Here is a 20,455-nt window from a genome sequence, read left to right as displayed (position 1 = left end):
CCGCCATCAGCCTTCATGCACCCAGCTGCGCAGGATCGCGGTCGATTCCTCGGGGTGCTTGTCGACGAACTCGGCCACCTTCTTGATGGACGAGGCCTTCACCTGCCCCTCGATGCGGGCGATGTCGAGCCGCTGCTCCATCTCGGACTTGGGCGCCGTCAGTTGCGGCTGACCGCCGACCATGGTGGTCTCCAGAGAGGTCACCTGCATGGTTCCGCCGCCGGGGCCCGCCAGGGCTGGCACGCCGCCGGCACCGGACGCGGTCTTCAGCAGCGGCCGCAGGACGAAGAAGATCAGCAGCAGGCCGGTGATCAGCAGCACGGCCAGTTCGACGCCGCGCATGATGTCGTTCTTGGTGAAGCCGTCCAGCAGGCCCGCCGCCTCCGACGCGCCGCCCGGCAGGGCCTCGCGGTTGAAGCGGACATTGATGACCTCCAGCGTGTCGCCCCGCTCGGTGTTGATGCCGACGGCGGCGGCGACCAGGCTCTTGATCCGGGTCATGTCTTCTTCTGAGCGCGGCGCATAGGTCGGCTCGCCGCCGGCCTCGGCGGGCGGGGTCCAGACGCCGTCGACGGCGACCGAAACCGACAGCTTCCGCACCTCGCCGGGCTCCTTCACCGTGGTCGTGGTGGTGTTGGAGATCTCGTAGTTGGTGGTCTCGGTGTTGTCGTTGCGGGTCGAGCCCAGCGGCGTCGCGGTGGGCGCCTCGCCGCCCGGGATGTTGTTTGTGGCGGTCGCGCCGCCGTCGGCCATGCCCGAGGTGTCCTGGCTCTGCGAGCCGTTGGTCGAGGTCGAGCGGACGACCTGGCCGTCGGGGTCGAAGCGCTGCTCCTGAGTGGTGGAGCGGCTATGGTCGATGTCGGCCGCCACGGTGACGCGCGCGGCCCCGGCGCCGACGACGCCCTCGACCAGGTCCTTGATGCGGGCCTGCATCTGGGCCTCGGTGTTGGCCTTGGCGGTCTCGGCGGTGGCCGAGTTGAAGCTCTGTCCGTCCGACCCGGCCGCCAGGGTGCGGTTGGCGGTGTCGGTGACGGTGACCTTTTCGGGCTTCAGGTTCGGCACCGACGAGGCGACGACGTTGCGGATGGCGTTGACCTGATCAGGGCTCAGCTCGCGCGCGCCGACGCCCACCACGACGGCGGCGGTCGGATCGGCGGCGGCGGTCTGGAACAGCTCGCGGCGCGGCATGGCGATCTGCACGCGGGCCGAGGTGATGCCGCGCATCGACAGGATGGTGCGGGCCAGCTCGCCCTGCAGGGCGCGCTGTTCGGCGATGTTCTGCTGGAATTCGGTCTGGCCCAGAACCGACTGGTTGTCGAAGATTTCGTAGCCGACCGAACCGGAGGTCACGAGCCCCTTGCCGGCCAGCATCAGGCGCGCTTTGCCGACCTCGTCGCGGTTGACCATGATGGTCGAACCGTCGCCGCGCGTGGAATATTTGATGCCGGACTGCTCGAGCGACGACGTGATCTCGCCGGCCTCGCGCAGGTCGAGGTTGGAATAGAGCAGGGCGTCGGGCGCCTGGCCGATGCGCAGCATGACGGCGACCAGCACTGCGGCGACGCCCGCGGCGACGCCCAGCACCGCCGCCAAGCGGCCGATCCCGAATCTCTGCAACGCCGCCGTGAAGCCGCCCACGCGCACCCCGCCCCGAACTGGCGGGAGGACCAGATCGACCCGCTAGGCAGAAACTGCCGCCCGCGTGGTAAACGCCGCGTTAAGGGACGCGCTAACCTCTGCGCAGGATGAACTCGTCATCCAGCCAGGAGCCCACCGGGTACTGATACTCGCCGGCCTTGAAGAAGCCGTGTGCGGCGTAAAGCTTCTGGGCTTTCAGGTTGCCGCTCCACACGCCGATCCACAGCGGGCCGGTGGTGTGCGCCTGCATCCACTCCAGCGACACAGTCAGAAGACGCGTGCCCAGGCTCAGGCCCTGTGCGGACTTGGACACATAGAGACGCCGCAGTTCCGCGTGGTCGGGTCGGGCGTCGGGATGGGGCAGGGTGTTGGGCCCCGTATTGGCGAAGGCCAGCAACTCGCCGTCGCGCTCGGCCACCCACCAGGCGGCGCCCGGCTCGGCTAGCTTGGAGGCGGTCGCCGCCGGGCTGAACGACGCGTCCAGGAAGGCGGCCAGGTCATCGGCGGGATAGGGAATGCCGAAGCCTTCCACGAAGGTGTCGATGAAGGTCTGGCGCCCGAGCACACCCAGGGCCTCGGCGTCGTCTGGGCGGGCGGGGCGGATCAGGGCGTCGGTCATGCGCGTGCTTATAGGATGCAGACGAATGGCCCGAAACCGGCCTATTGTCGGGGGCATGAGCGCCACGCTGTTCACCCATCCCGACATGGTCGACCATCGGCCCGGCGACGGCCACCCCGAGCGGCCTCAGCGGCTGAAGGCGGTGATCGACGCCCTGGACGACGCCGGCCTGGGCGCCGACCGTCGCTTGGCGCAGGAGGCGTCGGTCGCCGATCTGGAGCGCGTTCATCCCGCCGACCATGTGCGGCGCATCCTGGATGCCTCGCCCGCTCAAGGCATGGCGGCGCTCGACGCCGACACCGTGCTGTCGCCCGGCAGCGTGCGGGCCGCGCGCCTGGCGGCCGGGGCGGCGATCGACGCCGTGCGGGCCATCGCGCGGGGCGAAACGACCCGCGCTTTCGCCGCCGTGCGCCCGCCCGGCCACCATGCCGAGCCGGACCGGGCCATGGGCTTCTGCCTGTTCTCCAGCGTCGCGGTCGCCGCGCGCGTGGCTCAGGCCGAGGGGATGGCGCGGGTGGCGGTGGTGGATTTCGACGTGCACCACGGAAACGGCACCCAGGCGGCGTTCGAGGCGGACGACAGCCTGTTCCTGGCCTCCATCCACCAATGGCCCCTTTATCCTGGCACCGGCGCGGAGTCGGAGACGGGCGTGGGCAATATCGTCAACGCCACGGTTGCGCCGCATGTCGCGCGCGAACAATGGCGGGCGGCCTTTTCCGGCCGGCTGATGCCGGGGCTGGAGGCGTTCCGCCCCGACCTGATCCTGATCTCGGCCGGTTTCGATGCTCACAGGCGCGATCCGCTGGCGCATCAGTCGCTGGAGGCCGAGGACTTCGCCTGGGCCACGCGCGCCGTGGTCGAGGTGGCGCGCGCGACGTGCGCAGGAAAGGTTGCGGCCTCGCTGGAGGGCGGCTACGACCTTGAAGGGCTGGGCCGTTCGGCCGCCGCCCATGTTCGGGCTCTCGGGGAGGACTGAAGGACGTCAGAGCGGCGAGGTTTCGCCTCCGTTTCGTCCGTTGGCCATGTCGTCCCCCAGCGTCTCCGCATCCTCGACCGCCAAGCCCGGCGCCATCGTGCTGGCCCGCCATGGCGAGCCGGCGCTTTCGCGCAAATGCACCATGACCTCGGCCCAGTATCGAGACTGGTGGGGGCGCTATGAGGTCGGCGGCCTGCTGGCCGGCCAGACACCGCCGGCTGAGCTGTTGGCCACGGCCGAGGGTGCGGGCGCCATCTACGCCTCGACAAGGCGCCGCGCCCAGGAAACCGCCGCCGCCGTCGCCGCCGGACGCGAGGTGATGAGCGACGCTCTGTTCATCGAGGCGCCGCTGCCGCCGCCCAAGGCACCGAACTGGCTGAAGCTGTCGCCGCGCTGGTGGGGGGTGGTGTCGCGCTTCTGGTGGCACGCCTTCAACCACCACGAGGGCCAGGAGACCCGCGCTCAAGCCGAGGTGCGCGCCGATCAGGCCGCCGCGCTGCTGATCGCCCGCGCCGAGGCCGGCCAGGACGTGCTGGTGCTGGCGCACGGCTATTTCAACCATATGGTCGGACGCCGCCTGAAGGCGCGCGGCTGGCGGCTGACGCACAATCAGGGCTTCAGATACTGGTCTCAGCGGCGCTTCGTGAAGCGCTGACCTAGGCGAGGGCCGCCGATGCGATCGGCGCGCTGACGACTGCGCGCAGGCCGGGCTTGGCGGACCTATACTCCAGCGCGCCCCCCAGCTGCCCGACCAGGCTTTCGATCATGCGCGAGCCGAAGCCTTCGCCCGCCTTATGCCCGCCGCGTCCCTCGTCCTCGACGATCAGCCGAAGGCTGGCGCGCTCTTCCTCCAGGGTGACCTGGATCGGTCCGGCCTCCCCGTCATAGGCGTACTTCTGCGCGTTGATGATCAACTCGGTCAGCACCAGACCCAAGGTCACGGCGCGACTGGTCTCCACGCAGATGGGCGACAGGTCCAGCGTGAAGGCCCGGGCCCACTCCGGGCCCATCGATTGCCCCATCTCGTCGATCAACTCGCCGAAATAGCGCGAAAGGTCGATCGTCTCGAACTGATCCGAGCGATAGAGCCGGCTGTGCACCAGCGACACGGCGCGAACGCGACGGCGCGCCTCGTGCAGAACGTCGGAGGCCGGGCCTTCGCCGTGGCTGCGGGCTTGCAGCGCCAGGAAGCTGGAGATGAGCTGCAGGCTGTTCTGGACCCGGTGGTTGACCTCGCGAAGCAGGAAGTCCTGCTGCCGCAGCCGGCTGTCCCGATCGGCGACGCTTTCCTGAAGCGCTCGGTTCAGGGTGCGCAGGCTGCGCACCGACGTCAGGTCCATCAGGGCGTCGCGCAAACGGGCGGCGGCTTCCACCTCGGCATTACGCCAGCGGCGGCTGCGGCCGCGAACCGTTTCTGCCCAGTCAGCGAAGGACCGGCGCGGCGTCAGGGCGCCGTCCGGCCCGTCTTTGATCGCCGCGTGCGGATCCCCGGCCCAGCGCACCGTCTCGACCTGCTCGGCGCGGAAGGCCATGACCACCGTCGGCTCCTCGCTCGGCAGTACGAAGGCCAGGAGGCCGCTGGCCTTGTCCGCCCAGTCTCCGGCCGGGGCGTGGACGGCCGCCAGAGTGTGGGTGAAGATCGGGCGCGGATCCCGGCGGTCCGCGACCCAGCGCGCCATTTCGGACACCGCTGCGTCCGGCGGACAGACCCCCTGGGTCGACACTCTTGATCCGCGCACCACCGCCCCGCCGTCGGCGTCGACCAGGCTGATCAAATCACCGATTCGTCGAGAAAGAGCATCGCTGATCGGCATGTCCAGCGGCATCGCCGCCATCAGCTCATCTTCCTGGGACCGCAGGCGTAGGCGCTCGCGCAAAGTTTCGGCGTCCCCCTTGGCCTTCAGTTGGCGAGCCAGGCCGCGGGCCAGGGTCGCGCACGCAACCCTCAGCTCATAGGTCAGCAACTGCGGCCGACGGCTGTGGCAAGCGACCAGACCCCAAAGCACGCCGTCCATCACGATGGAGACCGAGGCGGTGGCTCGGATGCCCATGTTTTTCATGTACTGCATATGCACCGGAGACACGCTGCGCAGGCCGCAGTCGCTCATGTCCAGCGGCGGCCCCTCGCGCTCAGGTCGCAGCGGCTGGGGCGTGTAGAGCACGTCCGGGATCACCCGCACCGTGTTACGCAGATACAGCGCCCGCGCCTGTTTGGGGATGTCCGAAGCCGGGAAGTGGTGGTTCAGGAACGAGGGCATGCCCTCGGTGCGTGATTCCGCCAGCACGCGGCCTGCGTCGTCGTCGAGGAAACGGTAGATCATCACCCGGTCAAAGCCGGTCAGGCTGCGGAACTCGTCAGCGGCGCGCTCGCACAGGGCCGACGAACTGGCCGCCCTCTCCAGGGCGGCGCCCGCGGCGTCCAGACGCGACAGCAGTTCCACGCCAAGAAAGGCGGACTGGGAGCTCTGCTCCACCTCGATCAGACGCAGATCGCCTGCGCGGTGGACGATGACGTCATAGTCCAGGTGCTCGCGGGACCGCCAACGGCCGAGGTAACCTGTCTCAGCGATCCCATCGAGCCGGTGCAGCGCCTTGGCGATGTCGATGTCGAGAACGCCCTCCAACGGCGCGTTCACCCAGTCCGTGCGCCCGGTCAGCGCCTCGATGCGGCCAGCGCCCTGGATCACCTGATGCTGGTCGTCGACCACCAGCATCAGGCCATGCGGCTGGATGGCGCCGGGGATGTGGATGGGTTCGCGGTCGCAGCCGGTCAGATCAACACCGGGCGCATCCTGCGCGCCCAAAGGCTCCATCACGGCGGACATGCGGCTTCCTTGGGCGCGGCGAGCAGACTATGGGCGAAGGCGAAGGCTTCGCAGGCGCCCTGGACGATGTCTTCAGAACGAGCTTGGCCGGATTGGGTTTCGCGGTCGAGCACCGCGACGAAATCCCGCCATCGCGCGCCCACCGTCTCACCGTAAGGATCAAAGAAGGACAGGCCGGTCAGGTCATGGCCCCGCGTCGTGAGCCCCTTGTGGATGGTCCGTCCGCCCAGCGAAGATCCCTCCAGCACATAGAACCAGCCAAGCGCCCGGCCGAGGCTGTCGATCACGGGCGGCCTGGCCTGGGAACCGGGTTTCGCACCCAGCGCCTTCAGATCATTGCAGACTGTCTGCGCACGCCGGCGTCCGGCGAAATCCAGACCGGCGACTGAAGCCAGCCAGGGCGCCAGCACCGCCTCGGCGGCGGCGTGCAGCTGATGAAAGCCGCGCACAATGGCGACCCGGCCCGTCGTTTGATCCAGCCGCCGCTCCAGATCGATCCCGTCTTCCAGCGCCTGGTGGGCTGCGCCGGTCTGCGTGCGAAGGAGTTCGATGATCTGAGGCTGGGCCATTGGCGCTATTTTATTGCATGCCGTCGACGAAAAGCGAGCCGCCTTGAGCGCGAGGCTTCGCCGCCCTATCTGATGGCCTGTCTGCGACGGGGCGCCGCAGTCGTAGGGGAGGGCAAATGCAGTCGGTCATCGCCATCGAAGGTCTGACCAAGACCTACAAGTCCGGCCTTCAGGCGCTCAAGCGCGTGGACCTGAACATCCGCAAGGGCGAGATCTTCGCCCTGCTGGGGCCCAACGGCGCCGGCAAGACCACGCTGATCTCCATCGTCTGCGGGATCGTCAACGCCTCGACCGGCACGGTCACGGCCGACGGCTTCGACATCCGCCGCGACTACCGCCAGGCCCGGTCGCGCATCGGTCTTGTGCCGCAAGAGCTGACCACCGACGCCTTCGAAACGGTGTGGGCCACGGTCACCTTCTCGCGCGGCCTGTTCGGGAAAGCGCCCCATCCTGCCTTCATCGAACAGCTGCTCAAGGACCTGAGCCTGTGGGACAAGAAGGACTCTAAGATGATGACCCTTTCGGGCGGCATGAAGCGCCGGGTCATGATCGCCAAGGCTCTGAGCCACGAACCGGACATCCTGTTCCTGGACGAACCCACCGCCGGGGTGGACGTGGAGCTGCGCCGCGACATGTGGGCCATGGTGCGTCGCCTTCGCGAGCGCGGCGTCACCATCATTCTGACAACCCACTACATCGAGGAGGCCGAGGAGATGGCCGACCGGGTGGGCGTCATCCTGAAGGGCGAGCTGATCCTGGTCGAAGAGACCCGCGCCCTGATGAAGAAGTTGGGCAAGAAGACCCTGACGCTGAACCTGTCCGAGCCGCTGGCGGCCATTCCCGCCGAACTGGCGGAGTGGAAGCCGGCGCTCAAGGCCGATGGCGGCGAGCTGGAATACGTCTTTGACGCCAACGCCGAGGACACCGGCGTGCCCGGCCTGATCCGACGGCTCGAGGGACTGAACATCGGCTTCAAGGATCTGAACACCCGCCAGAGCTCGCTCGAGGACATCTTCGTCGGCTTGGTGCATCAGAACGGCCGACCGCAGGCTCAGGAGGCCGCTCGATGAGCTTCAACGCCTATGGAGTCTGGGCCATCTACCGCTTCGAGATGGCGCGTGCGCTGCGCACCCTGTGGCAGTCGGTGGTCACGCCGGTCATCACCACGGCCCTGTATTTCGTCGTCTTCGGCGGGGCCATCGGCAGCCGCATGCAGGAGGTGGACGGCGTCCCCTACGGCGCCTTCATCGTGCCGGGGCTGATCATGCTCAGCCTGTTCACCCAGTCGATCTTCAACGCCTCGTTCGGCATCTACTTTCCGAAGTTCACCGGCACAATCTACGAGATCCTTTCCGCGCCCGTGTCGTCGCTGGAGATCGTGCTGGCCTATGTCGGCGCGGCGGCGACCAAGTCGGCGGTGCTGGGGCTGATCATCCTGGGCACGGCCAGCTTCTTCGTGCCGCTGCAGATCCTGCACCCCTTATGGATGATGGCCTTCCTGATCCTGATCTCGGTGACCTTCAGCCTGTTCGGCTTCATCATCGGCGTCTGGGCGGACGGCTTCGAGCAACTGCAATTCATCCCCATGCTGATCGTGACGCCGCTGACCTTTCTGGGCGGAGCCTTCTATTCGATCGACATGCTGGCCGAGCCCTGGCGGACGGTGACCCTGTTCAACCCGGTGGTGTATCTGATCTCGGGTTTCCGCTGGGCCTTCTACGGCACGTCGGACGTGGGGGTGGCGATCAGCCTGCTGGCCACGCTGGGCTTCTTCTTCGCCTGCCTGGCGGTGGTGGGCCTGATCTTCAAGACGGGTTATCGACTCAAGGCCTGATCCGTCATCAAGCGGCCCCAGTCGACCGCCACGGTGCCGCCATCTTCGCAGGCCTTTCGCCGCCAGACGCCCGATCCCAGAGAGCCGATGTCCGACGACACTCCCTTCGCCCGCCGCCCGGTCCAGTGGGGCCGCCCGCCGCAGACCGCCTTCCGGGCGGGGCCGTTGCCCAGCGGTAAGACCTCAAGAGGCGAGCCGCTGCCGCCGCTGCCCGAGCCACCCTCGCGCCAGCCTCAGCCCGCGCGACCGGCCGCCTCGATCCTGAGGGGCTCTCTCATTCCGCAGGCGCTGCCGACACCCGCGCCGGCGCCGCAGCCGCCCGCGCCTCAACCGTCCGCCCCGACGCCGGCTCAGGTCCGCCCGTCCGCGCCTGCCGCCTCCGCCCCGGTCGACCGCACCCCGCGCCCCCTGCCACCCGTCGAGCCCGACGCTCCGGCGCCGATCGCGGACACGGCCCCGCCGGTCGCGCTCGCACCTGAGGCGGTCCGAGAGCCGGCCTTCCTGTCCGATGCCGCCCCCAGCCGAGAAGCCGCGCGCGCGCCGTCCGCCGCGGCGCCTGTCGCGCCCGCCTACGCCGGCAAGCCCGCGCGCCGCAGCCGTGCGCCGGTCTACGCCGCCATGGGTGTCGGCGCGGTGGTGGTGGCCTTGGGCGCCCTGCTGCTGACCCGTCCTGACAACGCCGATGTCGCCCCCGCAGCGGTCGAGACGCCGCTCGTCGAAGCCGCGCCCGCGCTTACCCCGGCCGAGACGCCTGCGCCTGAAGTCCTCGCTTCGGTTGACACCCCGGCCGCCGCACCGGCGCCCACCGCGACCTCAACTCCGACGCCCAGCGCGACGACTTCGACGCCGGCCCCGACGCGGGCGGAGCCGCCGCGGCCGGCGGCCGAGCAACAGCAACCGCAGCCTGAACCGCCGGCCGCCGAAGCGCCCGCGCCGGCCATTCAGACCGCGCCCCTGATCGAAATCGCGCCCGCGCCCGCCGGTCCGGCGCCGACGCCCGCGCGGCCGCCTCAGACAGATCCCAACGCGCCCATCATCACGCGGCCGCCGCCGCTGGATTAGGTCGTGAACCTTTAGCCCCGACACGCTCGGCGCAAGCCCGAGGGCGACGGAGGTTTGAAGTCAGACGGAATCCCAGTCCCGGCTTATTGCCGCGCGATCTCGACCGCCTCAGGGCAGGACGACGTAGCCGCGCTCGACCAAGCGTCGCAGGGCCTCATAGGCTTCGGACAGCTCTTCATAGGCGGTGCGGAAGGCTGTCAGGCGGGCGGCCTGGTCCGGCGTAACTGGCGCGCCGGAGTGGGCCAGCCGCAGAGCTTCTGCCGACCATTTCGCCCGCGCCGTGGCCGTCAGCACCGCCAGCTTCTGGAAACTCTCAGGTCCGACACCCGACAGGGTCTGGCCGATCACTTCTCGGTTGGCGACGAAGGCGGCGTAGTCGATCTGCTCCAGCAGGCCCCTTAGACGGCGCTGCTCCTGAGGATCGATGTCGCTCGGCTCGAAATGGTCACGCTGACGGCGATAGCTCTGGGTCAGGACCGTGGACATGATGACGCGCGCTCCGGGTCGGAAGGCGAAGGCTGCTCCCCTTCGGTTAACGGCGCGTTGCTGTCCCGCGCGCGGCCAGCCTCAAGGGCGTAGCGTCCGACGGGCCCAGCGAGCCGGGGCAGGGGATGAAGCGGTCGTCCAGGCCGTAGCAGAGGCGCGCCTCGCGGAACCATCCGTCGGCCGCCGACACGATGACTGACCTCTCCGACAGGCCGGGGTTGGCTTCGGCGAACGCGCGGCGGATGGCGCCGGCGGTTAACCGATCAGCCGGAATCGCTTCCAGATCCGGCCGTTCAAGCGCATTCCATAATCTCGCGGCGTCGGCGAAATAGGCCTCGGGGGTGTCCCAGCCGCAGGTGCCGTGCGCGGCCCATTCGTGCTGCTGCAGTTCGGGTGACGGCGTCATGCAGAAATGACGCCTCACGGTCTCGATCCTCAGCGACTCCCGCGCCGCATCGGGATTGCAGTAACGGGGATAGGGCTGGCCGACCGCGCCGTTGGGCCACAGGCCGTGCAGCGTCAGGCCAAATTGGTTGGCGCCGCACTGATGCCGAGCGTCCGGATAGCCCGCGCCCGTTCGGCACGCTTGCGGCGACCAGCTGACGGCCAACAGGTGGTAGGCGGTCGGCACATGGTCCACCACCTCGTCCGCAGGGACTTGGTAGGGGCGCGGCGCCCGCAGGTCGGCGGGCGCCGCGCAGACCTCGATCGCCGTCGCCGGAGTGGGCGTCGGAGAATGGGCGTCGCAGGCCGCGACGGCCAGGGCGATCAGGCTGACGAAGACGTGGCGCATTCCAGACCTCGAGCGGCGGCCGACGCCCTAAGGCGCCGCGGAGCCTGCGTCCATGGCCGGGTGCGGATCGGGCAGGCGTCTAATGAAGCAGCCCTTGAAGCGCATATGCCCCTGGAAGGCGGCGTGCTCGGACCAGATTCGGAGCTGGGCAGGGCCAGCCACGCTCCAGAGGCGCGTCAGGGCCATGGAATACACGCCCGGCCTGTCGATCTGGACTGACGCGATATCAAGGTCATCGCCGACGCCCCATTCGAACCGCAGCCGAGTGACGCCGCGTTCGGGATCGACCTCGAACTGCGCCTCGACCTGCCAGAGGCCCGGCGGCAGGACGATGTAGGGGCCATGGACCAGAATTCGAAACCGCCCGGTCAGGTCCATGTCGGGTCCGCCCCCGTCGAACCCGCCGCCCACAGGGTAGGAGAAATGCTGGACGCCCCAATAGGCGGAGGCTCCGATCGCCGGAGGCTGGTTTGAATAGAAATCAAGCGCAGGGTCGTCGACAGCCTCGATCGCCGCTGGCGCGCGGGAGACCGAACCGAGTTCGCCCATGGCGTGGCTCAGCGCCTCTGCGGCGCGCGTGTCCGCTCCGTTCGCGACAGCCTGAGAGGTCTCCGCCAGAAGCGACGAAACCTTGGTGAGCACATCCCGAGGCTTGGCGTCTCGGTCTTGGTCCTGGAAGCTTCGCCAGAGGGTTCTGGGCTGCTCGATAATGATGAGGGCGCCGCCGCTTGCGCTGACGTCGGGGCATTGGGTCACGACGTCGACGGACGCATGACGGTCGACGGCCGCCTTCTCGACCGCGTCGCGCCAACTCTGGCCCACCACCGACGGCGGCAGGACGATCGTGAGGACTGGCGAAGGGCTCATGCGGCGCGAAGCCAGGTGTAGATTTCGATCGCCTCCTCGATGTCGTCGAACAGCTTGGCCTTGCCGCTCTCCAGGATGAGCGCGCGGTCGCAGTGTTCACGAATGAGTTCCGGGCTGTGCGATGCCAGGATGAAGGCGCGGTCTCCCCGTCGTTCGAACAGCTCTTCTCGGCACTTCTGCTGGAAGCGGGCATCCCCGACCGCCACAAGCTCGTCGATCAGATAGCAGTCGAACTCGATGGCCAGCGACAGGCCGAAGGCCAGCCGCGCGCGCATGCCCGAGGAGTAGTGCTTGACGGGCTGGCGCAGCGACCGGCCCAGCTCGGCGAAATCATCCACGCGGGCCAACAGCTCCTTGTAATCCCGGTCATAGAGACGCGCCAGAAACTGGACGTTGTCCGACCCCGTCAGGCTCCCCTGAAACCCGCCTCCGAAACCGATCGGCCAGGAAGGCGACATCATCCAGCGGATGCGGCCTTCGGTCGGATTCTGCACGCCCCCGAGCAGCCGGATCAGGGTGGTCTTGCCTTGGCCGTTGCGCCCAAGCAGCGCCAGCCGTCCACTGCGGGGCAAGTTGAAGCTGAGGTCCTTGAAGATGCGGCGCGTCGAAGGGGGGTAGGCCTTGGAAACCCCCTCAACGCTCAGGCCGATCGACTGTGCGACGGCCGCCTCCATCAGTGCTGCCTGTGCTCGCGGACGCCGGCCCAGATCAGCCAGCCCACGCCGTAGGCCAGAAACGAAGCCAGGAACACGGTCAGAACCGCCAGCCACCGACGCGGCTCGATGGCCTCGTCGGGCAGGTTGGGCTGAACGACCCGCTCGAGATAGAGCTGCTGCCGGCGGGATTCCTGCTGCGCGGTGACCAAGGCGGTCGACGCCTGCGCCAGTTCGCGTTCGGCGTATTCGCGGGCGCGGACCAGATCTTCATAGACGCTCAGCTTCGGCGCCAGAGAATCCGCATCGCCGGCCATTTTCGCCCGTTCGGTCTCGATTTGCGTTTCATAGGCCCGAATGCGGCCGTCCAGGGCGGGCAGCTGCGGGCTCTGCGGCGCCTCGGCCGCCAACAGCGCTCTCTCGGCTCGCAATTGGGCCAGGGTGGACGTCAGGCCCCCGATCAACTCAGCCGACTCGGTAGCGGCGACGACGGGGTCCAGGAAACGCTCGCGATTGCGGAATGCGACCAGCTGCTGCTGGGCCTCTGCGACGCGCGTCTGGGCCAGATCGCGGTTGCTTTCAGCCTCGGCGATGGCCGACGCGGTCGAGCGGTCGTTCAGCCGGTTGATGAGTTGTTCGCCGCCGGAGAGCAGGGTCGCGTTGACCGCACGGGCGTCTTCCGGACGAAACGCCTCGACGCGCAGCGTGCTGATGCCGGTCGTCGAGTCGTAGCCCACGGTCACGAAGCGGTGCAGCGCCTTGCGCATGCTCTCTTCGGACAAACTCTCGCCTGGGCGCGGATAGCGGCTGAACATGTCCGCACTACTGGGACCCAGGATGGCGCGCATGTCGAAGCGACGCCGCAGATCGCGCAGGCCTTCTGAGGATCGGACGTAATCGTGGACGGCGTAGGCGTCCGTCTGAGCCGGGCTGAGCCCCACCCCCTGAAGCGCCACGCCGATCGGGGAGATCTGCGGGCCGTTCACGCTGCGCACGATGAACCGAGCTTCCGATACGTAGCGCGGGGAAGCCACCAGCAGGAAGTAGATCGCCGCCAGAAAGGTGGGCAGGCCGACGACCAGAAGTATCGGCCACGGCACGCGACGCCACCAGGGCTTGGGCTTGCGGTCATGCGTCAGGGCCTTTGGGATCGGCCCGACGTAGTTCAGCTGCGGATCAGTCATGAAATCCCCGAAAGAGACCGGGCTTGTGCGCCGCCGCCGATCATTCGGCAAGCACTCTGTCCTTGGCGCCGGCCATCAGCAACAGCCCGATCACGATGAAGCCCGAGCCCCAGGCGAGAGCGTAGACGGGATCGTAGTATGTCGGCACGAACTCGCCGAACACCCCTGCGCGCACCATTTCCACGCCGTGCGGCAGCGGGATCCACAGATAGGCCGAACGATAGGGCTCGGGCAGCCAGGCTGTCATGGCGAACGCGCCCGAGAACGGGATCAGGGCGTAAGTCAGCACCGGCACGAGACGCTCCATCAACTCGAAACGCAGCGACAGCGCGGCGAAGACGAGTGCGAGGCCGAAGCCCATCCAGCCCAGAAGAAGCCAGCCGCCCAGCAGCAGCAACCAGTCCTGCGGAGGCGAAAGCTGGCCCGCGGCCATCAGCGTCACATAGACGACCACGAAAGCTGCCGTGGCCCCCAAAAACTCCAGCACGCCTCGCGCGATGTAGAAATGCAGGATTCTCAACTGCCGATGGTACAGCAGGCCGATGTTGGCCTGCAGCGCGCCCATGGCGAAGCTGATCTGATGGCGGAACAGCAGGAGCGACATGTAGCCCGTCATCACGAACGGCGCCAACCGAATGCCGTGCTCGTACTCCGACTTGATAAGCGACCACATGAGGATCACGCCGAAGCAGAACAGCAGCGGCTCGCCCACGACCCAGACAAAGCCCAGCCCCTCGCGCCCAAAGCGGGTGGTCATTTCGCGCAGAACCAGCGCCGAGATGATGCGCTTCTGTCGAATGAGAGCCATCATTGGGGGTCAGCAGTCCAAACCGTTGAGACCGGGCTTTAAAGACAGGATTGGGCCGAAAAGGCGACCTCGTCCTCGTAGCGGATCGTAAAACGGAAGGCTTATCCACCGAGTGCCGCGAAGCAAGGGCGTATAGGTTAACGCCGCTTCTCGAAATTCCGCTGTAGCTTCAATGACACGCCCATGGGAAAGCGTGGCCATGCGGCGTCGTTTGCGCCTCGACCTGCGAAAGATTGGCTGTTATGACCCAATTGAGGCGGCGTGACCGCCGCATTGGTCAATTGCTGCGGAGGGGTTCTCACCTATGCGTGTTAAGACACTGATTTTGGCTTCGAGCGCTGCTGGCGCCCTGGCGCTTTCGGCCGGGGCCGCTTCGGCCGAGCCGAACGGATGGTACGGCGCGATCGACGCCGGCTGGCACACGATCGACCCCCTGGCGCTCGAGTCCTCGGCGACCGGCGTGGAATGGGACTGGGAAGTCAATGACGGCTGGGCGGCGTTCGCGCGTCTCGGCTATCGTTTCAACCCGAACTGGCGTGTGGAACTGGAAGGCGGCTACCGCTCGGGCGACATCGGCACCGTGCGTCGCGGCAGCGACGTCGCGCCGTCGGGTCTCTGCAACGTCACGCCGGCCACCGGCCCGTGCCACTCGCCCGAAGGCGGGATCACGGCGACCACGCTTATGGCCAACGTCATTTATGATTTCGGCACGGAGTTCTGGGGCCTGCGTCCGTTCGTCGGCCTTGGAGCCGGCATCAACCATGTCAGCACGGACGCCTACGGGATTGTCCGCACGCCGGTCCGCACGCCGGCCGATGTGTTCGGCGCTGACGACAGTTCCACCAAGTTCGCCGCCCAAGCCTTGGCCGGCGTCGCCTTCGCCCTGGGCGAGCGCGCCAACATCGACCTGACCTATCGCTATCTGATCGGCGACATGTCGTTCGACACCACCACCTTCACGCCGACCACCAACTTCGGCACCTGGGACGGCGAGTACAAGAACAGCCACACGGTGACCCTGGGTCTGCGGTACAGCTTCGGCCCGACCGCTGCGCCGCCTCCGCCCCCGCCGCCCCCGCCGCCCCCGCCGCCGCCTCCGCCCCCGCCGCCGCCTCCCCCGCCGCCGCCGCCTCCGCCGGTCCAGGCGCGTGAGTTCGTGGTGTACTTCGACTGGGATCGCTCGGACCTGACGGCCGAAGCCCGCTCGATCATCACGCAAGCGGCCAACCACGCCAAGTCGGGCACCCCGACCCGCATCCTGGTCGTCGGTCACACCGACTCCTCGGGTTCGGCGGCCTACAACCTGGGTCTGTCCAACCGTCGCGCCCGCACCGTGGCCGACGCCCTGGTCGCCCAAGGCGTCAACGGCGGCGTGATCTCGCTGGACGGCCGCGGTGAAACGCAGCTGGCCCGCCCGACCGCCGACGGCGTGCGCGAGCCGCTCAACCGTCGCGCCACCATCAACATCAACTTCTAAGTTCGATGTTTGGCCCGTCTTCGATCCCTCGGGATCGGAGACGGAGCGGTTTATGCAAGACAAGGCCGCCGGTTCCGAAAGGGATCGGCGGTTTTGCTTTGCGCGCCATATCGCGGGTGGTCAGGCCTCGCTGGGGCGGCTATCTGGCGTCCCCTGACCAGAAGAGGTGCGACCCATGCGCGTGGCGATGATCGGAACCGGTTATGTGGGCCTGGTGTCAGGAGCCTGTTTCGCCGACTTCGGTCACGATGTGGTCTGCGTCGACAAGGATCCCTCCAAGATCGAACGGCTGGAGAAGGGCGAGATCCCGATCTTCGAGCCGGGGCTGGAGGATCTGGTGGCGTCCAACGTGCGCGCCGGCCGGCTGTCGTTCGCCTTGGACGGCGCCGAGGCCATTCGCCGGGCCGACGCTGTCTTCATCGCCGTAGGCACGCCGTCGCGACGGGGCGACGGCCACGCCGACCTCAGCTACGTCCACGCTGCGGCCGAAGAAATCGCCGGCCTGATCGAGGGATTCACCGTCATTGTGACCAAGTCCACGGTGCCCGTCGGCACCGGCGACGAGATCGAGCGGATCATTCGCGAGCACCGCCCAGACGCTGAGTTCGCCGTGGTCTCGAACCCGGAGTTCCTGCGCGAAGGCGCCGCCATCGAGGATTTCAAGCGGCCTGACCGCGTGGTCGTCGGCACGGACGACGAACGCGCGCGCAAGGTGATGACCGAACTCTACCGTCCGCTTTATCTGAACGAGACGCCGATCCTGTTCACCGCGCGGCGGACGTCTGAGCTGATCAAGTACGCCGCAAACGCCTTCCTGGCGATGAAGATCACCTTCATCAACGAGATGGCCGACCTGTGCGAAGCGGTCGGCGCCGACGTACAGCAGGTGGCGCGCGGCATCGGTCTGGACAACCGGATCGGGGCCAAGTTCCTGCACGCCGGCCCGGGTTATGGCGGCAGCTGCTTTCCCAAGGACACCCTGGCCCTGGTGCGCACGGCGACGGACGCCGGTTCGCCTGTCCGGCTGATCGAGACGACCGTCCAGGTCAATGACGCGCGCAAGAAGGCCATGGCCGATCGCGTCGCCGAGGCCCTGCCCGGCGGCTTGAAGGGCAAGACCGTCGCCTTGCTGGGCCTGACCTTCAAGCCGAACACCGACGACATGCGCGACGCCCCGTCGCTGGACGTGGCGCCGGCGCTGCTGGCGGCGGGCGCGCGGGTCCGAGCCTATGATCCGGAGGGCATGGAGGAGGCGGCCAAGCTGCTGGACGGGGTCGATTTCGTCTCAGGCGCCTATGCCGCCGTCGAGGGGGCCGACGTGGTCGTCATCCTGACGGAATGGGACCAGTTCCGCGCCCTGGACCTGGACCGCATCAAACTGCTGATGAACCAGCCGGTGATGGTGGATCTGAGAAACGTCTATCGTCCCGACGACCTGCGGGCCCGCGGCTTCCGCTACGCCTCGATCGGGCGGGCCTGATCAGCCGAGAAGCCGGCCGCCGACGGCGATCACCAGCGCCGCGGTGACGACGGCGCAGACCACCGCTATCAGGGCCGCAGCGGCGTGGTCAGTCAGCAGGTCGCGATCCGGTTTCATCGAACGCCACGAGGCCACCGCCGCGCGCCGGGGGCAATTCACATCCGCGTGGCGGGCAAGAAAAAGGCCGCCCGGCGCAAACCGGGCGACCTCTGTCATTCAGTCGGCGTCAGATCAGCCCTGGAAGGGGCGGATCAGGATTTCGACGCGGCGGTTCTGGGCGCGGCCCTCCGGCGTGCCGTTGTCCGCGATCGGATTGCGGCTCGAGACGCCGCGCACGATCAGGCGCTCGGGCATGACGCCCTGCTGGATCAGATAGCCGGCCACCGAGCCGGCGCGACGCTCCGACAGGGGCTGGTTGATCGCATCGCCGCCCGAGGAGTCGGTGTGGCCGACCACGTCGACGGTCGAGCGGTCGTATTCCTGCAGCACCCGGGCCACGTCGTTCAGGGTGGAGACGAAGCGCGGCTGGATGTCCGACTGGTTGGTGGCGAAGGTCACGTCCGACGGCATGCGCAGGATCAGGTTGTCGCCCTGACGCGCCACGCCCACGCCTGTGCCCGATAGCTCGGCTTCCAGCGCGCGCTGCTGGCGGTCCATGTACTGGCCAACGGCCGCGCCGCCCAGGGCGCCGACGCCGGCGCCGATCAGAGCGTTGCGGCGACCCTGTTCGGAGTTGGAGGTGTTAGTCAGGTAGCCCAGCAGGGCCCCGCCGACGGCGCCGGCCAGGGCCCCCGTGGCGGTGTTGTTGCGTTGCGGGTCGGAACGGTACGGGTCCGTCGTGGTGCAGGCGGTGGCGCCCAGCAGGGCGGTGACGCAGGCGCCGGCGAGGAAGATTTTCGAGCGCATGAAATGGCTTTCTTTCGTTGAAGACGGCATTGGCGCAAAAACGCAGGCTTATGGTGAAGGTTCCAGTCTGACCCTGAGATGAACGGGCGCCGGTCTGCCAATTTCCTGGATTAGGCGGTATGGACATCGCCCGATCCAATCCCGAGGCCCTGCCGTGAGCGAGACCGTGAGCCCCACCGCCGAAAAGCGCCGCATCGAACCCGTGTCGATGATCCTGTACGACACCGACTTCCAGGCCTTCGCCGACAAGCTCGGCGCGTCGTTCAAGACTTATGGCTTCGCCGTCATCGCCGACCACGGACTGGACGAAGGGGTGATCGAGGCCGCCATCGACGACTCCAAGGCCTTCTTCGCCCTGCCCGAGGACGTCAAGCGCCAGTATCACCAGCCGGGCACCGGCGGCGCGCGCGGCCTGACGCCGTTCGGCGTAGAGGCGGCCAAGGGCGCGGCGACCGTCGATCTGAAGGAGTTCTGGCACGTCGGCCGCGAGCTGCCCCAGGGCCACCCCTATCGCCAGTACATGCGCGACAACGTCTGGCCGACCGAGGTCGAGGGCTTCCGCACCCACCTGTACGGCATGTTCGAGGCCATGGACGACCTGGGCGCCAAGATCCTGAAGGCCATCGCCCGCTATCTGAACCTCGGCGACGACTATTTCGCCGACAAGGTCCAGCTGGGCAATTCGATCCTGCGCATGCTGCACTATCCGCCGGTGCCGGCGGGCGCGTCGGGCGTGCGCGCCGGGGCGCACGAGGACATCAACGTCATCACCCTGCTGCTGGGCGCCGAAGAGGCCGGCCTGCAGCTGAAGGACGCCGACGGCGCGTGGCTGGACATTGCTCCGCCGCCGGGCGCCCTGGTGGTCAACATCGGCGACATGCTGCAGCGGCTGACCAACCATGTCCTGCCGTCGACCAGCCACCGGGTGATCAATCCGGCGCCCGAGCGGGCCAGCTTCGCCCGCTATTCGACGCCCTTCTTCCTGCACTTCAACCCGGACTTCGTGATCGAGAGCCTGCCGTCCACGATCACGCCCGACAATCCGGATCGCTATGCGGGCAAGGCGATCATGGCCGAGGATTTCCTGACCGAGCGCCTGAAGGAAATCCGTCTGATCTGACCCCTTTCCATCGGCGGCTGGTGCGGCCATCTAGCGGGGATGAGTGATAAGATCCCCGTGACCGTGCTGACCGGCTACCTCGGCGCCGGCAAGACCACCCTTTTGAACCGCATCCTCACCGAGGATCACGGCAAGCGCTACGCCGTCATCGTCAACGAGTTCGGCGAGATCGGCATCGACAACGACCTGGTCGTCGGCGCCGACGAGGACGTGTTCGAGATGAATAACGGCTGCGTCTGCTGCACGGTGCGCGGCGACCTGATCCGCGTGGTCTCGGGGCTGATGAAGCGCCAGCGGCCCGGCAAGCCGGCGTTTGACGCCATCATCGTGGAGACCACGGGCCTGGCGGATCCCGGCCCGGTCGCCCAGACCTTCTTCGTCGACGACGATGTGAAGGCCAAGACCGTGCTGGACAGCGTCACCGCCCTGGTCGACGCCAAACACGTCATGGCGCGCCTGGACGACTCCAAAGAGGCGCGCGAGCAGGTCGCCTTCGCCGACCGCATCATTCTGAACAAGGTGGACCTGGCCTCCGAGGCCGAGCTGGCCCAGGTCGAGGCCCGCTTGCGCGCGTTGAACCCGCTGGCCCCCATCACCCGCGCCGAACGCTCCAACGTGCCGCTGGATCAGGTGCTGGGCCTGGGCGCCTTCGACCTGGCCCGCATCCTGGAGGTCAAGCCCGAGTTCGCCAATCCGCCGCACGGCGAGGCCGGCCATGTGCACGACGAGCACTGCGGCCACGACCACGACCACGACCATCATGAGCACGACCACGACCACGATCACGACCACGACCACGATCACGACCACGACCACGATCACGACCACGGCCACGGCGCGCGCGGCCACGCGCACCAGGACGACATCAAAGGCATATCCCTTTCGCTGGACCGGCCCATCGACGGCCAGAAGTTCACTGCCTGGCTTGACCGCCTGCTGGGCGAGCAGGGCCAGAACATCCTGCGCGCCAAGGGCATCATCGACGTGAAGGGCGAGGACCGCCGCCTGGTCTTCCAGGCCGTCCACATGATCCTGGAAGGCGACCTGCAACGCGAATGGGGCCCCGACGAACGCCGCTGGAGCCGCGCCGTCTTCATCGGCCGCGACCTGGATGAGAAGGCGCTGAGGGCGGGCTTCGAGGCCTGCGCGGCCTAGGCC

General features: G+C 67.9%; 20 protein-coding genes. 9 read left to right on the top strand and 11 right to left on the bottom strand.

All coding sequences use genetic code 11. From position 1 onward, the window contains the following. Positions 1-6: 6 nt before the first annotated feature. Both fliF and E4M01_RS00785 read right to left on the bottom strand, forming a co-directional pair. Positions 7-1,638 carry a flagellar basal-body MS-ring/collar protein FliF gene (fliF, locus tag E4M01_RS00790; RefSeq protein ID WP_135066715.1) on the bottom strand — a complete coding sequence of 544 codons (1,632 nt, stop codon included), beginning with the start codon at positions 1,636-1,638 and terminating at the stop codon, positions 7-9. A gap of 91 nt (positions 1,639-1,729) precedes the next feature. Continuing rightward, a complete protein-coding gene (locus E4M01_RS00785) occupies positions 1,730-2,257 on the bottom strand; it encodes a GNAT family N-acetyltransferase (protein WP_135066712.1) in 528 nt (175 codons plus the stop codon). A gap of 55 nt (positions 2,258-2,312) precedes the next feature. Between E4M01_RS00785 and E4M01_RS00780 the strand changes: the two genes are divergently transcribed. Further along, positions 2,313-3,233 carry a histone deacetylase family protein gene (locus E4M01_RS00780; protein WP_135066709.1) on the top strand — a complete coding sequence of 307 codons (921 nt, stop codon included), beginning with the start codon at positions 2,313-2,315 and terminating at the stop codon, positions 3,231-3,233. Positions 3,234-3,279: 46 nt separating this feature from the next. Next, positions 3,280-3,888, top strand: a complete 609-nt coding sequence (locus tag E4M01_RS00775) for a histidine phosphatase family protein (RefSeq protein ID WP_135066706.1) — start codon at positions 3,280-3,282, stop codon at positions 3,886-3,888. 1 nt (position 3,889) lies between these two features. Here E4M01_RS00775 and E4M01_RS00770 read toward each other — a convergent pair whose 3' ends face one another. Beyond that, positions 3,890-6,058, bottom strand: a complete 2,169-nt coding sequence (locus tag E4M01_RS00770; RefSeq protein WP_135066703.1) for a histidine kinase dimerization/phosphoacceptor domain -containing protein — start codon at positions 6,056-6,058, stop codon at positions 3,890-3,892. After that, positions 6,046-6,627, bottom strand: coding sequence for a biliverdin-producing heme oxygenase (locus E4M01_RS00765; RefSeq protein WP_135066700.1), 582 nt, complete (start codon positions 6,625-6,627; stop codon positions 6,046-6,048). The genes E4M01_RS00770 and E4M01_RS00765 overlap by 13 nt, the downstream gene beginning before the upstream one ends. 116 nt (positions 6,628-6,743) lie before the next feature. Between E4M01_RS00765 and E4M01_RS00760 the strand changes: the two genes are divergently transcribed. The 3 genes from E4M01_RS00760 to E4M01_RS14200 all read left to right on the top strand — a co-directional run bounded on the left by E4M01_RS00760 (position 6,744) and on the right by E4M01_RS14200 (position 9,523). Next, a complete protein-coding gene (locus tag E4M01_RS00760) occupies positions 6,744-7,697 on the top strand; it encodes an ABC transporter ATP-binding protein (RefSeq protein ID WP_135066697.1) in 954 nt (317 codons plus the stop codon). Next, positions 7,694-8,461: an ABC transporter permease gene (locus tag E4M01_RS00755; protein WP_135066694.1), complete on the top strand. Its 768-nt coding sequence runs from the start codon at positions 7,694-7,696 to the stop codon at positions 8,459-8,461. The genes E4M01_RS00760 and E4M01_RS00755 overlap by 4 nt, the downstream gene beginning before the upstream one ends. An 87-nt stretch (positions 8,462-8,548) precedes the next feature. After that, on the top strand, positions 8,549-9,523 hold the full coding sequence (locus E4M01_RS14200) for a hypothetical protein (RefSeq protein ID WP_167765467.1): 975 nt from the start codon (positions 8,549-8,551) through the stop codon (positions 9,521-9,523). A 108-nt stretch (positions 9,524-9,631) separates the two neighbouring features. Here the strand turns inward: E4M01_RS14200 and E4M01_RS00745 are convergent, their stop codons facing one another. The 6 genes from E4M01_RS00745 to E4M01_RS00720 are packed head-to-tail and all read right to left on the bottom strand — an operon-like array spanning position 9,632 to position 14,317. Next, positions 9,632-10,009 carry a hypothetical protein gene (locus E4M01_RS00745; protein ID WP_135066689.1) on the bottom strand — a complete coding sequence of 126 codons (378 nt, stop codon included), beginning with the start codon at positions 10,007-10,009 and terminating at the stop codon, positions 9,632-9,634. A gap of 46 nt (positions 10,010-10,055) precedes the next feature. Continuing rightward, on the bottom strand, positions 10,056-10,802 hold the full coding sequence (locus E4M01_RS00740; protein WP_135066686.1) for a ribonuclease: 747 nt from the start codon (positions 10,800-10,802) through the stop codon (positions 10,056-10,058). Between the two features lie 27 nt (positions 10,803-10,829). Continuing rightward, positions 10,830-11,669, bottom strand: coding sequence for a hypothetical protein (locus E4M01_RS00735; RefSeq protein ID WP_135066683.1), 840 nt, complete (start codon positions 11,667-11,669; stop codon positions 10,830-10,832). Further along, positions 11,666-12,343 carry an ABC transporter ATP-binding protein gene (locus E4M01_RS00730; RefSeq protein ID WP_135066680.1) on the bottom strand — a complete coding sequence of 226 codons (678 nt, stop codon included), beginning with the start codon at positions 12,341-12,343 and terminating at the stop codon, positions 11,666-11,668. The genes E4M01_RS00735 and E4M01_RS00730 overlap by 4 nt, the downstream gene beginning before the upstream one ends. Beyond that, positions 12,343-13,506: a chain-length determining protein gene (locus E4M01_RS00725; RefSeq protein ID WP_135066677.1), complete on the bottom strand. Its 1,164-nt coding sequence runs from the start codon at positions 13,504-13,506 to the stop codon at positions 12,343-12,345. The genes E4M01_RS00730 and E4M01_RS00725 overlap by 1 nt, the downstream gene beginning before the upstream one ends. Before the next feature lie 40 nt (positions 13,507-13,546). After that, positions 13,547-14,317, bottom strand: a complete 771-nt coding sequence (locus tag E4M01_RS00720) for an ABC transporter permease (protein ID WP_135066674.1) — start codon at positions 14,315-14,317, stop codon at positions 13,547-13,549. A gap of 301 nt (positions 14,318-14,618) precedes the next feature. On the opposite strand from E4M01_RS00720, the gene E4M01_RS00715 reads away from it, so the two are divergent. Both E4M01_RS00715 and E4M01_RS00710 read left to right on the top strand, forming a co-directional pair. Further along, positions 14,619-15,791, top strand: a complete 1,173-nt coding sequence (locus E4M01_RS00715) for an outer membrane beta-barrel protein (RefSeq protein WP_135280302.1) — start codon at positions 14,619-14,621, stop codon at positions 15,789-15,791. 175 nt (positions 15,792-15,966) lie between these two features. Beyond that, positions 15,967-17,271: a UDP-glucose/GDP-mannose dehydrogenase family protein gene (locus tag E4M01_RS00710; RefSeq protein ID WP_135066273.1), complete on the top strand. Its 1,305-nt coding sequence runs from the start codon at positions 15,967-15,969 to the stop codon at positions 17,269-17,271. 231 nt (positions 17,272-17,502) lie between these two features. Here the strand turns inward: E4M01_RS00710 and E4M01_RS00705 are convergent, their stop codons facing one another. Beyond that, positions 17,503-18,177, bottom strand: coding sequence for an OmpA family protein (locus E4M01_RS00705; protein WP_135066270.1), 675 nt, complete (start codon positions 18,175-18,177; stop codon positions 17,503-17,505). A gap of 208 nt (positions 18,178-18,385) precedes the next feature. Between E4M01_RS00705 and E4M01_RS00700 the strand changes: the two genes are divergently transcribed. Then, a complete protein-coding gene (locus tag E4M01_RS00700) occupies positions 18,386-19,297 on the top strand; it encodes an isopenicillin N synthase family oxygenase (RefSeq protein WP_135066308.1) in 912 nt (303 codons plus the stop codon). Positions 19,298-19,336: 39 nt separating this feature from the next. Beyond that, on the top strand, positions 19,337-20,452 hold the full coding sequence (locus tag E4M01_RS00695; RefSeq protein ID WP_135066268.1) for a GTP-binding protein: 1,116 nt from the start codon (positions 19,337-19,339) through the stop codon (positions 20,450-20,452). The last annotated feature ends 3 nt before the right edge of the window (positions 20,453-20,455 follow it).

The organism is Brevundimonas sp. MF30-B, from assembly GCF_004683885.1.
Taxonomy (GTDB): Bacteria; Pseudomonadota; Alphaproteobacteria; order Caulobacterales; family Caulobacteraceae; genus Brevundimonas.
This window is presented reverse-complemented; position numbering and strand designations above follow the sequence as displayed.